Annotated in this window: 10 protein-coding genes and 1 pseudogene; 8 read left to right on the top strand and 3 right to left on the bottom strand. The window is 41.9% G+C overall.

Annotated elements, in window-relative coordinates; genetic code table 11:
• Positions 1-304 precede the first annotated feature (304 nt).
• The 6 genes and pseudogenes from LC653_RS10270 to LC653_RS10290 all read left to right on the top strand — a co-directional run bounded on the left by LC653_RS10270 (position 305) and on the right by LC653_RS10290 (position 8,461).
• Positions 305-1,000, top strand: coding sequence for an NAD(P)/FAD-dependent oxidoreductase (locus LC653_RS10270; protein ID WP_229494381.1), 696 nt, complete (start codon positions 305-307; stop codon positions 998-1,000).
• A gap of 89 nt (positions 1,001-1,089) precedes the next feature.
• Positions 1,090-1,650 (top strand): annotated as a pseudogene (locus LC653_RS45905) (FAD-dependent oxidoreductase); the annotation flags it as partial.
• A gap of 129 nt (positions 1,651-1,779) precedes the next feature.
• Entirely contained in the window at positions 1,780-2,040 is a 261-nt protein-coding gene (locus tag LC653_RS45910) for a Rieske 2Fe-2S domain-containing protein (RefSeq protein ID WP_308189068.1), read from the top strand.
• 918 nt (positions 2,041-2,958) lie between these two features.
• A complete protein-coding gene (locus LC653_RS10280) occupies positions 2,959-3,789 on the top strand; it encodes a squalene/phytoene synthase family protein (RefSeq protein ID WP_229494382.1) in 831 nt (276 codons plus the stop codon).
• Positions 3,790-5,347: 1,558 nt separating this feature from the next.
• Positions 5,348-6,952, top strand: a complete 1,605-nt coding sequence (locus LC653_RS10285; RefSeq protein ID WP_229494383.1) for a serine/threonine-protein kinase — start codon at positions 5,348-5,350, stop codon at positions 6,950-6,952.
• 786 nt (positions 6,953-7,738) lie between these two features.
• Entirely contained in the window at positions 7,739-8,461 is a 723-nt protein-coding gene (locus LC653_RS10290; protein ID WP_229494439.1) for an FHA domain-containing protein, read from the top strand.
• Between the two features lie 575 nt (positions 8,462-9,036).
• Here LC653_RS10290 and recA read toward each other — a convergent pair.
• The 3 genes from recA to LC653_RS10305 all read right to left on the bottom strand — a co-directional run bounded on the left by recA (position 9,037) and on the right by LC653_RS10305 (position 11,517).
• Entirely contained in the window at positions 9,037-10,116 is a 1,080-nt protein-coding gene (gene recA, locus LC653_RS10295; protein WP_229494384.1) for a recombinase RecA, read from the bottom strand.
• Positions 10,117-10,805: 689 nt separating this feature from the next.
• On the bottom strand, positions 10,806-11,291 hold the full coding sequence (locus LC653_RS10300; RefSeq protein WP_229494385.1) for a PIN domain-containing protein: 486 nt from the start codon (positions 11,289-11,291) through the stop codon (positions 10,806-10,808).
• On the bottom strand, positions 11,284-11,517 hold the full coding sequence (locus LC653_RS10305; RefSeq protein WP_229494386.1) for a hypothetical protein: 234 nt from the start codon (positions 11,515-11,517) through the stop codon (positions 11,284-11,286). The genes LC653_RS10300 and LC653_RS10305 overlap by 8 nt, the downstream gene beginning before the upstream one ends.
• 478 nt (positions 11,518-11,995) lie before the next feature.
• On the opposite strand from LC653_RS10305, the gene xseA reads away from it, so the two are divergent.
• Both xseA and xseB read left to right on the top strand, forming a co-directional pair.
• The gene (gene xseA, locus LC653_RS10310) at positions 11,996-13,264 is read left to right on the top strand and encodes an exodeoxyribonuclease VII large subunit (protein ID WP_229494387.1); all 1,269 of its coding nucleotides are present in this window, start codon (positions 11,996-11,998) and stop codon (positions 13,262-13,264) included.
• A complete protein-coding gene (gene xseB, locus LC653_RS10315; protein WP_229494388.1) occupies positions 13,257-13,484 on the top strand; it encodes an exodeoxyribonuclease VII small subunit in 228 nt (75 codons plus the stop codon). Before xseA ends, xseB begins: the two co-directional genes overlap by 8 nt.
• The last annotated feature ends 39 nt before the right edge of the window (positions 13,485-13,523 follow it).

Consider the following 13,523-nt stretch of genomic DNA (forward strand, 5'->3'; position numbering starts at 1 on the left):
TGCAAAATCATCTAAGTTTTTCCAAGAATATAATAAATATATATTTGACAATTTCATCCCCTATTAAGCATATTTTTATGTCTATCATGATGCAGATACATTATTTACAATTAATCGTCTACGCTTATACAATAACAAGCTGGAATATACATCTTAGCTTGGTTGTGGCAAGGTTGAAAGAGACATAAAGGCACAATCATAGAAGGGAAAATATCAAAATATTTTTCCTTCTCCTTTCGCATTACTCTTACCTTCATAACCTTCTTTCCAGCAGAATAAGTTAGGCTTAAGACTCTAAAAAAATATGCAAAACGACTCTGGTAAAACTATTTATATTTGGATGACAACGGCAGAAGTCCCAGATCAACCCGTGCTTACCGAAAATACTCATGCAGATGTTTGCGTTATCGGTGCTGGGATAGCGGGGATGTCAACTGCCTATATGTTAGCCCGCGAAGGTAAATCAGTGGTCGTGCTGGATGATGGCCCCATTGGTGGCGGTCAAACGGCAAGAACAACGGCACACGTATCGAATGTGCTGAGTTATCGTTACTACGAACTGGAGCAAATGCACGGTAAAGAGGACGCAAAACTGGTTGCTCAAAGTCATACAACAGCAATTAATACTATAGAGGCGATCGCTACCCAAGAAAACATTAATTGCGACTTTGAGCGACTTGACGGCTATCTTTTTCCGCCAGACCTGAAATCAATAGATGAGATTCAGCAAGAGTTAGAAGCAGCACACCGGGTTGGACTCACTAATGTTGAAATGGTGAAGAAAGCGCCGTTGACTGACTTTGATACAGGAGTGTGTCTACGCTTTCCCCAACAAGGGCAATTTGATCCATTAAAATATCTAGTGGTTTGTCTCATTAAATTTGCTGGGTTCGTAGTAGGCACTGAAGTGCTTAAAAATCTAGTAGGACTTACGCAAAATATCTCTCAAACTCTGATTTCTCCGTGTACTCTGCGCCTAATAAGGTTCGTTATTCCGTAACTCTTGCGTAAGTCCTATCTAGGACTAAAGTCCTTACTACGAACTTGTTCACCCCTCAAAATTAATGAAACAGACCACTAGCTGGACTTGCAGAAGCCATACAACGCCGTGGGGGTAGAATTTATACGGGGACGCACGTAGAAAAAATCCAAGGTGGTTTACCCGCTCGTGTTGAGACAAGCAGTGGTAAGGTTGTGACAGCCGATGCTGTGGTAGTAGCAACCAACTCACCCATCAGTAATTTAGCTACTATGCACTTTAAGCAGGCTCCATACATCACTTTTGTCATCGGTGCAAAAGTGCCTCGTGGTTCTGTTCCCAAAGCGCTTTATTGGGATACCCTCGACCCCTACCACTACGTAAGATTACAAAACATTGACGAACAATATGATGTATTAATTGTTGGTGGCGAAGACCACAAAACCGGACAAGCTGACGATGCCGATGCCCGCTATGCCAGACTGCAAACGTGGACGCGAGAACGTTTCCCAATGGCACAGGAGGTATTATTTCGCTGGTCGGGCCAGGTAATGAATTCTGATAATGGCATTGCTTACATTGGCAAAAACCCCTTTGATGAGGAAAACGTCTATATCGTCACCGGTGACACAGGCATAGGAATGACCCACGGCGCGATCGCGGGGATATTGTTAACTGACTTGATTTTAGGGCGAAATAATAGCTGGGCAGAGCTTTATGAGCCATCGCGTGTGAGAATTGGTGGAGTCGGTGATTTTATCTCTGAGAATCTTAACGTTGCTGCCCAGTATTTAGAGTGGGTGACACCAGGTGATGTTGATTCCGTTGAAGAAGTTGCTTGCGGTACAGGTGCAGTGGTGCGACGTGGTTTGACAAAAGTTGCAGCTTACCGAGATGAAAACGGCACACTGCACGAACATTCTGCAATCTGTACTCACCTCAACTGTATCGTCGCCTGGAATTCCTCAGAAAAGACCTGGGATTGCCCATGTCACGGTTCGCGGTTTGATACACAGGGAAAGGTAATCAACGGCCCAGCGATTAATGGGCTGCTGATGTAGAGACGCGATTTATCGCGTCTTGAAAGACTACACCAATAACCCTTAACCCAAGCCTATTGGGTTATAAGTGGAGTTTCAAGTCTCCCAAGATTTGGGTATTTAGGGGGCTAGAAGAGTTGAAACGTATGCAGACAGGACTTGTGTATACACTGTAACCCTGCTCTTCGAGAGGGGAGACAAAGCATAGCTTTGGCTCTTTGGGGTTCTTCGAGTTAATAAGCAATCAAGCGGACATGATATGAGAGGTCAAATATTCATAAATGTTTTATTGAGTGGGCAAACAGCCCACTTTTTTATTGTCAATCTCGTAAATATACGGGAACTTTTGGTTCTAGGTTATGGTCACTTAATACCACCTTAAACAGTAAGCAGTTTCACTCCGTAATCAATCAAGTGTGGACGTAGCCCAACCCAGGTATTGCAGTCCTCTATGTCTAATTTAACTTACCCCAACTTTTCGATAAGCCGCCGTTCGCATCTAAAGGTGCGTACACTTACTGTTATCCATTACCAGCTTTTCCTAAATTGTCTTTATATATACAATAATTATAATTTCTTAGTCAATTTAACGCAGACTTAAAATACTTTAAAATCCCGACAACTGATGTTTCCTGATGGAAAAATTTTGCGCTAATCAACCAAATATTAGCATAATTCTTTATATATACACTAAAAGTTGATGATAGCTATATCAAACGGCACATTAAAGATTTTTGCGACCAAAACCCTATATACTAAATTAGACTTTGATAAATTTGAGAGTTTTGTTAATTGCAATACCAAAAACTATTAATTTTTAGATGAAATACTAGCGTATCTTATAGTCTATAGTTTTTAAGGTTTAGTCAAAACTATATCCAGTATCATCAAAAAACTGCAAACTTCATGTGGTGCAAAAATCAATCGGGGAGTGAAAACATGAATTTACGTAGAGATGCATTGCAAATCCTCAAAGAAACTAGCCGAACTTTTTATATTCCAATTAGTCTTTTACCGCCAGGATTACAAGAAGCAGTAGCATCAGCATATTTGTGTATGCGTGCCATTGATGAAATTGAAGATCATCCCGAACTAGATAACGCTACTAAAGCAAAGCTGTTAAGAACGATTAGCCTGACATTACAGGCAGGCGTTGATGGCTTCGCGGTAGATGCTTTCTTTGCAGGATTTAGTGGGTATGAGAATACCTTAGAAGAAGTCACAGTGAGGATTAGAGAATGGTCGATACTAGCACCAGAGACCATTGCACCTCGAATTTGGGATGCCACTGCTGCAATGGCAGACCGGATGGCTTACTGGGCAGAAAGAAACTGGAAAATTTATACAGAATCTGATTTGGATCGTTATACCTTTGGGGTTGCAGGTGCAGTGGGATTGTTACTATCGGACTTATGGGCTTGGTACGATGGAACGCAAACTAACCGTACCCAAGCGATCGGGTTTGGCCGGGGTTTACAAGCAGTTAATATCCTGCGTAACCATACTGACGATTTAGGGCGTGGGGTAGACTTTTTCCCAGAGGGTTGGAGTGCAGAAAATATGCAAGAGTATGCCCGGCGCAATCTAGCCTTGGCAGAAGCTTATACCAAAAACCTTCCTACTGGCCCAGCCTTAGATTTTTGCCAAATTCCCTTAACCTTGGCTAATGGCACTCTTGACGCCCTTGCTAGTGGTAAAGAGAAACTCAGCCGCAGTGATGTTTTTGCACTTCTCGAACAACTGATTAGTGTGAACATGAAAGCCAGCTAATAGTCTCTTAACGACCAATGGAGATGATTCTAAATTGTCTCCAAATTTGGGCATCTAAAATTCTACAGCGATTTTCTGTAAGGGAGTCACTGCGGTCTTATATCAGGTTCGGTTAAACACTTATAATATCTCTAGGTTGGGGAGCCACTGCGCCCTTGCGGTTTATCGGCTTGTTCGCTCTTAGCGTTCCCGAACGCGAATTTATGTTGAGCGGAGTCGAAACACAGCGTCTCCATCGGGAGAAGGGTAGCAAGTGGCGTTTGAAGAACGTAGACCGGAACGCGAACAGGGTCTTGTAGAGAAGGGGCTTGCCGCAGGGTAACCCAACATTTTATCCTTATTTATGTTGGGTTTCACTGCCGTACCCCTACGGGTATCTTGCTACAACCCAACTTACATTGACAGATTTTACTATAAGTTATCACCCGAACTTGATATTATGCCTTGGTGCTGCCTCTCCCTTTGGGATTCGGGGAGACGCCATTGTAGGTGTAGGCCGATAGCGCAGCATTAGCGCCGTGCTATTGGCCCAAGCCGTCACTTCGACTTTGCTCCAAGTAGAGCAACTGGCGTTGGGCACTGCCCTCCAATAGCTTTAAATACCAATTCTGGAAAATAAGACTACAGAAACAATCAAGAATTTACCTATTGACAATAAATACTAAGGGACTTCCAAGAAATAAATTATCCAAATAAACGTAGACGCAAAGCGGTGAAGCAGCGCGGTCTTCTCCCAAGGGGAGACGATGCCGCGCATAGCGCAGCGTTAGCGAGTCCGCGAGCGTCTGGGGGTTTCCCCCATGAGCGACTGCACCAAGCCGGAGGGCTTGCCGCAGGCTACCACTCCAGACACAGAGAACACAGAGGAATAAGGAAAAGAGAGTTTTTTCGCCAGTTTTTTGAGTATTTTTTTTAGGACTTACGCAAAAACCCTTTCAAACTCTCATTCCTCCGTGACCTCTGCGCCGCGCCAGTTGCTTCAAGTCGGGGAACCCGCCCAACGCACTGGCTTCTCTGTGGTTCGTTTTCCGTTACCCGTGCGTAAGTCCTATTTTTATTTGGAAGTCCCTAAATATGAATAAAGCTAAAACCATATCTTTCCTAAGCGAGCAATCCTGTGCCCCTACAGCATGGTCTATTTATGATCGCAGAATAATTAAGAAAAGCCTGAAAACTTCCGGGAGCATCGTTAATTCACATCACGATGCATTTGTACAGTGCGTAAGTCCTAAATCATGCAAAAACCCAGATTAAAGCTGAGTTTCACAATTCCGAATTACATTAGCGAGGCGGTAGAGCAGCACACTAAGTGTAACAAGCTTTAAGAGAGCGTTATAACGAATTGGTATATAGTATAAAGTAATCTAAATACTATTTAGCACTGTAAGTATAATAATTATTTTATTTTGCCATTAATTTACGTAATATTAGCTAAACTTTAGAAAATCTTCAAAGCATTTCCAGCAAAAATTACCTGGCAAGAGTTGATTAATATCTAAATAATTGAAAGAGAGTATAACAACTCACCGTGATTATTCGTGCAGCGAGTTGACAGTGCATGAGCTACTGCTTAAATCCTACCTGTCCCAATCCAGAAAATTTGGTATATAGCCAAAGGTGCCGCTCTTGTGGCTCGCAACTACTGTTGCGCGATCGCTATCAGGTGATCAAACCATTAGGTCAGGGTGGCTTTGGAGCAACCTTCTTAGCCAATGATCAAGGCTTACCAGGAGAACCGAGTTGCGTAATTAAACAATTACGCCCATCAGGAAGCGCCCCACACGTTTTACAGATGGCTAGAGAACTCTTTGAACGAGAAGCCAAAACTTTAGGTAAGATTGGCAATCATCCCCAAGTACCAAGATTGTTAGACTATTTTGAAGATCATGAGCAATTCTACTTAGTTCAAGAATACATCAGTGGTGATACTTTACAGGAAGAGGTCAAACTTAACGGCATCTTAAGCGAAACTGGAGTTAAGCAATTTTTGAGCGAGATTCTGCCACTACTGCAATACATCCACGATCAAAAGGTGATCCACCGTGATATCAAGCCAGCCAACTTAATTCGCCGCACTCAAGATTCCAGAATGGTACTCATCGACTTTGGTGCCGTCAAAAACCAAATCAGCCAAGGTGCGGTAAATCAATCAGGACAGACAGCATTAACTGCCTATGCCATTGGTACTCCTGGTTTTGCACCTCCAGAGCAAATGGCTATGCGTCCAGTCTACGCCAGTGATATCTATGCACTGGGGGTGACATGCATTTATTTACTGACTAGCAAAACTCCTAAAGATTTAGATTACAATCCCAACACTGGCGAGATCATGTGGGAGCAACTTGTGCAAGTGAGTGACCACTTGAGCAATGTATTGCGAAAAATGTTAGAGGTGTCTGTACGTAATCGCTATCAGTCAGCAACAGAAGTTCTTAGAGCATTGGAAATAGAACCATACTTAGAAAGTTTAGCAAAGGGTTTACTAATTAAATCAGATACTGGGTCTAAAGAGCGAGGACACAACCACCTGGATAATTCTGCTGTTTTATGTAACAACTCTGCTGCTGCTACCAGTACAGGAGTGGCGCAGGTAGCGGCAGCAATTCGTGCTAGACGAGCCAAGGCAGCAGCGGAAGCAGCTGGATTACACCAGGGTTCTGGGATGGCCAAATCAACGACTTTTGTTAACAGTAACAGTAATGGTTCACAAGTTAAAACTTCTAAAGTTGAGCGTAAATTAGATACCCAAGGTTTATTAACTGCCTATCAGAAGGGAAGACGAGATTTTGCTCTACACAATTTAAGTTTGCTGAATCTGCAAGGTGCTGACTTATCCCAAACAAATTTCCATTCCACTCAATTGCAAAAAACTAATCTCCAGGGAGCTAATCTTCACAATAGTGACTTTGGCAGAGCCAGTCTCACTCGAGCAAATCTCAAGGATGCTAATTTGAGCAAAGCATACTTTAACCATGCTGATTTAGAAGGGGCAGACCTGCGAGGCGCAGACCTCAGCAATGCTTATCTCAGTAATGCCAACCTCCGAGGAGCTAATCTGTGTGGTGCTAATCTCACCAGTGCCAAAATTTCTGATGAACAGCTTGCACTAGCAAAAACAAATTGGATGACCATCCGTCCCAATGGGAAACGAGGCTTGTTGTGAATTAAAAGTTTAAATTTGAGAAGTTACTCCCTTGCCCTGCCTCCCAGACTAGTACCGCAAGGCGGAAGTCACGCATTCAAAAATCACGCATTGAAAAGTATTATGGAATAAGCTCTTTAGGGATTTTAAATGGTTGCTCTATTTACTTCGTTCTGTACTAGTTCCCTCTTTTTTAAGGAGGCTTAGGGAGGAGCAAGTCTTAAACTGAACTGTATTGTTTATAAAGCTCACAAGGCTTTTATTTCCTCATTAGCTTAGATAAATCAGCCCTTATTCTTATCGATAAAACTCAGATTTATTCAGAATTGACCAAATAGATAATAACAATCCTATTTAATTTGTAAGAATTGCAACCCAACCCGCAGATCCCCGACTTAGTAAAAGTTGTCGGGGATCTTTTTTATCACGAATAATTCAGGATGGTTATAGTTGGGTTGAACGATAGTAATCGCTCTTGAAAATATTAAGAAATATCCGATTATCCAGCAAAAATACGTAGATAGTTGGCGATTCTTAATCAAATCTTTATAATTTTTATGTGTTACAAATAACAAATGATTATTTACAATAAACAATAAAGGATCATAATAATTTGTTTTAGATGTTTCCATGCTTTTTATAGCTAGGAACAACAGGGAATCTCGAATTTAAAAATTGTAAAATTTAACGCTCTTAAGCTACTCAAGTTTTCAGATGGCAGCGGAAAGTTAAAAATTAATTATCCCTGGTTGTAGGCTGAAGCAAAATATTCACAACCGAAATCAGGTAATACAAGGTTTACGTATGATGGCTGACTTTGCACAAACGGAAATAGAACGGAGATTAACTTTATATCAGGTATTTCTTAAGTTGTATGAACACAACAGCAGCCTTCTAGATGAAATTCTTCAGCTAGAAAACCTATCTCAACCGTCGTTGACGAGAGGGAAGAGATGTTATGTACATGGTGTAGTGGATACTTCTGCTGTTTATTTGATGACTAATTTGTGCGACAATCAGACCCAAAGTTTACAGCAGCCACAGCAAATCTGGACAATAGGTCGTAATCGCAGCAGTGGTATTTGCATTGTTGATAGTTATATGTCTCGTCGCCACGCTGCTATTCAATATATTGACGATCAAGGCTTCTACTTTATAGACTTCAACAGCACCAATGGCTCATTTGTGAATGACGATCGCGCTTTTGGGACGATCAAGCTCAAAGATGGCGATCGCATCCGTCTAGGTAGTATGACTTTTGATTTTTTCATGAGTTCTACCTGCCGCGTATTGCCAACTGTAGCAATGGAGTTATTGATGCAACTTATGCATCGAAAGAGGGATAATCAAGTAGAAATACTTACTTATCCCTGTAACAGACCAAAACTTTTGACTGAAAAACCAGATGATAATTCAGAGATTTTCAGAAATCCTGGACTAGTTGAAGAGTTTGAAGATTGGTATGACAACTTCAGTTCGGAACAGAAATCAGAAATTTTAGACCGCTTTTTTAGCAGACAAATACCATAGAATCTCAGCTAAAAAATTGGAAATTATAGCAATTTTCAACGAAAATCGGCGGGAATCCCATCCCTTCAAGGGGTGTCCGAGATAGCCGCCCGCCGATTTAGTCATTAGTCAATGGTCATTAAACCTCTTGCGAAAATCCTTGATCCGCCAGGGACTCAAGTCCCTCTCTTATAGCAAAAGTCCGTTTAAACGGACTAAAATTATTGTTATTAGTCGGTTTAAACCGACTTGAGCTATTAGCCCGAAAATAAATTTTCGGGCGGATGTTCGACTTTTGCAAGAGGTCTATTAGTCATTAGTTTCTAATGACTTCGATTTCCTCACGGCTATGTTTTCATAGCCGTGGGATGAGTTAATTGCGTGAAGTATACACAATTCGTAGGGGCACAAAAATGTTGTGCCCCTTTTTTTTTACTGATTCCAACGACAAACGCCATGAAAATAAAATGATTGCTGATCATATAGTGGCAACCATTTTGTTAGGCTTGCTATAACTCATCAATACTTTGGAAAAGGTGGGTTAGCTGTCTATGTAACCCACTACATATTAAAAGTTGCAGATAAATCCGCATTCCTTATTCTTCTAGCTCTAAATCGACTTCTTCCTCTTCGTCTTCTTCACTGGCTTTAGCGACAGAGTTAGCAGAAACAACAGCACCTTTATCTAGTTTTTCCCGCACCAGTTTCTTAATTTCGTCAGCGAATTCAGGCTTTTCTTCTAGATACTTAATGGCGTTGTCTCGTCCTTGGGAGATATTATCGCCGTTGTAACTATACCAAGCTCCTTTGCGGACAATAATGCCAGTTTCTTCTGCTAAGTCAACAAGACAACCCAAGGTAGAAATACCTTTGCCAAAAATAATGTCAAATTCCGCTATTCTAAAAGGCGGCGCTACTTTATTTTTGGCGACTTTGACTTTAACGCGATTACCATATTCATCTGTACCTTTTTTCAAGGTTTGAATTCGGCGAATATCCAAGCGCACCGAAGCATAAAATTTCAATGCGTTACCGCCAGTAGTAGTTTCTGGGCTACCGTAGGTAACACCGATTTTTTGCCGCAACTGGTTGATGAAAATTACTGTACAACCAGATTTACCTATATTGCCAGTAATTTTACGCAGAGCTTGGCTCATTAACCGTGCTTGCAGACCAACGTGAGCGTCACCCATATCGCCTTCAATTTCAGCACGGGGAACCAGTGCTGCTACTGAGTCAATGACTACAATATCAACCGCAGCAGAGCGAACCAGCTGATCGACAATTTCTAAAGCTGATTCGCCTGTGTCAGGTTGGGAAATCAGCAAATTGTCAATATCTACACCCAATGCCGCAGCGTATGTAGGATCAAGGGCGTGTTCAGCATCAACAAAGGCAGCAATACCCCCATTTCTTTGCACTTCGGCGAGCGCATGTAGCGCTACTGTAGTCTTCCCGGAACTTTCCGGCCCATAAATTTCAATTACCCGCCCCTTGGGTAAACCACCACCCAATGCTAAATCTAAGGTAAGCGCTCCACTGGAAATTGTCTCCACCCGCATCCGGGTGGCATCGCCCAGGCGCATGATTGCTCCTTTACCAAAGCTGCGCTCAATCTGGTTGAGCACCATAGTCAGCGCTTTTTGCTTGCCAGAAGTATCGGTGTTGATAGCCATTCCTGCTTCTAATGCCTCTAAATATATGGTTTTAAGGAGTGTTGTGGAAGTTTGAGTAGAACAGATATACTATTTTAACCAGAAAATTCTGGAATAGGACTTCTCAAATCAAAAAAGGGGTGTAACAAGATCGTAACTCGATCGCTACCAGATTAGGGTAGTCTTGCACAATGATACCAACTTGCATTCAGAGATAGCTTTTTTTGGCTGGGTAAGCAAGGGGTTTTCAACAAAAAAATAAATTACCTAAACAACACTGTCAGTAGAACCGGACTCGTGAGCATTTGCGGAGGTTGCTAAATTAGGAGCGATCGCTATGCCAATCATCATATCATCGACAGCAGCTTCATCGGGTCGGGGTTAGATATAGAAAGCTTCTAGGGTAGTAGTAAAGGGATTTTCAATGCTTGAGATGACTTTCAGCTTTGAGAGGCTATGATGTTCAATTGTACTTGCTGCCTATGAGCTTGACGTATAATTGTAGCAATACAGGGAAAAACATCATGGCTAAAGTTAATCTAGATGCTCTGATTCCACGAGAAGATGGTGGATTGGCAAGTGTAGATAACGGACAGATAACCCATCCATACTGTAATACAGGATATAAAAATTAAGTTATAAAATACATCTGCATTAGAGAATTTAGCTAATGGCTAAACTTGATGCCACTTCATCCATCACCATTGTCACTATAAACGCCAGTTATCTAGTCTTAGTGAATAATCTAAATCCTTAATCCTTTGATAATGAGATAAATTACCAGTAACTAAAGTTAGATTATGACGGATGGCAATTGCTGCAATCATACAATCAGGATAACCAATTCTTTTTTTGGTTGTCTCTAAATCAGCGTAGATTTTCCCTGCTAATACCGCTCCTAAGAAAACAGAATGGTTTCTTTCAGCCATAATGGGCGATCGCTCATGAACAGCTTCTGTCAAATCAAAGGATAATATCTCCTGTGAACTCACGATAGTTAAAAATTGCTGAAGGCGTTCTTCTTGCTTACGTTTTTGCCAACCTTCTACAATTTCCATAACTGTAATTACAGAAATTGTATATTTATCAAACTGGTTTAAGTAAATATTGGCTTTAGCAATAATACGAGGATTTGCTCGTTTAATAATTTCTGAAAGAATATCCGTATCAAGTAGGGACTTTTCTACTTTATTCATCTGATCCAGTATATCCTCTTTTTTCCATCGCCTCTGCAACAATTTCATCAACAATTTCTGGAACATCCGCATATAATCCCATTAATGGATCTTTTTTCTCCTGAATTTCTGCTAAACGTTCAATTACATAAGTAATCAATTCTGTTAAAGTTGATTGATTGACTATTGCCAAAGTTTTTGCTCGCTCAAAGGTGAGTCTATCTAGTTCAAGTTCTATCTTTTCCATGATGGTTTGAAACTCCAATATAAATTATTATGGTTCCTTAATCTAGTGTAACTCAGCATTAATGGCGGTGCAGTGGGGCAAAATATTTGTTAGAAGTGCAGAGTTGTTTGCTTGTAATGAATAAATCGGTGAATCAGGGCTATTTCATTTTCATCTAGCCCGCCTCAGAATGAATTCTGAGTCTAATAGCGAAGTCGTCTAAAGACGACTGATAAAAGGTTAAAGTCCGTTAAAACGGACTTTAGCTATAAGAAAGGAACTTTAGTTCTAAGCGGTTTATGTCTAGAACGAAATAGCCCTATCGGTGAATAAGTTTCTTATCTACCTATAGAAGTTAAACAATTCCTTGCATTATTTACTGATTAATTTATGTCTAATGGAATTTTGAGGTATTTCCAATTTTATAATTCAACACAATAGCTATCAATTAACGTTATTTGCTAAGATTTGATTAGGTTTTTGCTCTTACGCATCTTTGATGACTTTCGACCTTCCCGACTCTCTCATTCTCCATACTGCACTTTCAGTATCTGGATTAACTGACTATATCCGCTTGCTGTTAGAGCAAGATGAACAATTACGCCAAGTTTGGGTAACTGGCGAAGTTTCCAGCGCTAACCACCATCGCAGTGGTTTATTTTTTACGCTGCAAGATACCGATCGCACCGCCGGAATTAAGTGTGTAGTATGGAATAGCCAATTACCAAAACTCGCCCAGATACCCGTTCCTGGTGAGCAGATAATCATTTTGGGTAGTATTCGCGTCTATCCGCAACGGGGAGAGTATCAGTTCTCAGTTTGGCAGACTCTACCTGCTGGTGTTGGTTTACAGGCGCTACGCTATCAACAACTCAAAAATCGCTTGCTGGCTGAGGGGTTGTTCGACGTTCAAAGAAAGCGATCGCTCCCAATCCATCCCCAAACGATCGCTGTCGTCACTTCACCAACTGCGGCTGCTTGGGGTGATATTCAAAAAACTCTCAAGCAAAGGTATCCAGGTTTACAGGTTTTGTTTTCTCCCGCAACAGTACAAGGTGAGCAAGCACCTGAATCTATCGTTAAGGCAATTGAACGGGTGGAAAGAGATGGCCGCGCCGAAGTGTTAATTTTATCCCGTGGTGGTGGCGCGGTGGAGGAGTTGGCTTGTTTTAATGATGAACGAGTGGTACGATCGCTTGCTAGTTGTTCTATTCCTGTAATTACTGGTATCGGTCATCAACGAGATGAATCTTTAGCAGATTTAGTTGCAGATGCTTGTGTGCATACACCGACTGCGGCGGCGGAACTGGTTGTGCCATCACTTTCAGAGTTGTATACTGAGCATCGGGGGCGAGTTGTGGCTTTACATGAGGCGGTATATGACTTTGGGGAAAATTCTCTTAATAAACTGCAAGTATTACGAAATCGTTTGCGACGGTTGCGGTTAGATCGGCAAGTGCAGCTGGAGGTGGACAAGTTAGGTTGGAAGCGTCAGCATTTGGTGCAAATTACGACGGGGCGATCGCAGCAAGCAACGCAGCATTTAGAGTTGTTGCGGCAGAAGTTGGCTAGTCTTGACCCGAAAGCTGTGTTGCAGCGTGGTTATGCGGTGGTAAGGCGGGAAGATGGGGCGATCGCTCGTTCTGCGGCGGAGTTGGCTGTGGGGCAAGAGTTAGTGATTCAGTTGGGGCAGGGTGGGGTTAAAGTGAAGGTTATGGAAGTAAACGAACCGCAGAGGCGCAGAGGACACAGAGAGGTTAATGGTTAAACGTAAGGGTGCTTCTAGTTCTGAGGAAGGTTGGAATTATGAGGCGAAGGTTGCTGAGATAGAGGGAATAATTGCTCGGATTGAGGCGGGTGAGTTGGAGTTGGAAGCGGTGTTTGACCAATTTGCAACTGCTGTTGAGTATTTGCGTCAGTGCGAAGGTTTTTTGCAGCAACGACAGCAACAGGTGGATTTGTTGATTGAAACGTTAAGTGATGAGTAGAACAATTACGCTATTATCGAACAGAATACATGCGTCAGT

It is taken from the genome of Nostoc mirabile CHAB5784 (assembly GCF_020829645.1).
In the GTDB taxonomy this organism is placed as follows: domain Bacteria; phylum Cyanobacteriota; class Cyanobacteriia; order Cyanobacteriales; family Nostocaceae; genus Nostoc; species Nostoc mirabile.

Bases quoted from the DNA above. Each gene is read 5' to 3' on its own strand.
- LC653_RS10270 (WP_229494381.1), top strand. From the start codon at position 305: ATGCAAAACGACTCTGGTAAAACTATTTATATTTGGATGACAACGGCA.
- xseB (WP_229494388.1), top strand. From the start codon at position 13,257: ATGGTTAAACGTAAGGGTGCTTCTAGTTCTGAGGAAGGTTGGAATTAT.
- LC653_RS10290 (WP_229494439.1), top strand. From the start codon at position 7,739: ATGGCTGACTTTGCACAAACGGAAATAGAACGGAGATTAACTTTATAT.
- recA (WP_229494384.1), bottom strand. From the start codon at position 10,116: ATGGCTATCAACACCGATACTTCTGGCAAGCAAAAAGCGCTGACTATG.
- xseA (WP_229494387.1), top strand. From the start codon at position 11,996: ATGACTTTCGACCTTCCCGACTCTCTCATTCTCCATACTGCACTTTCA.
- LC653_RS10300 (WP_229494385.1), bottom strand. From the start codon at position 11,291: ATGAATAAAGTAGAAAAGTCCCTACTTGATACGGATATTCTTTCAGAA.
- LC653_RS10280 (WP_229494382.1), top strand. From the start codon at position 2,959: ATGAATTTACGTAGAGATGCATTGCAAATCCTCAAAGAAACTAGCCGA.
- LC653_RS10305 (WP_229494386.1), bottom strand. From the start codon at position 11,517: ATGGAAAAGATAGAACTTGAACTAGATAGACTCACCTTTGAGCGAGCA.
- LC653_RS10285 (WP_229494383.1), top strand. From the start codon at position 5,348: ATGAGCTACTGCTTAAATCCTACCTGTCCCAATCCAGAAAATTTGGTA.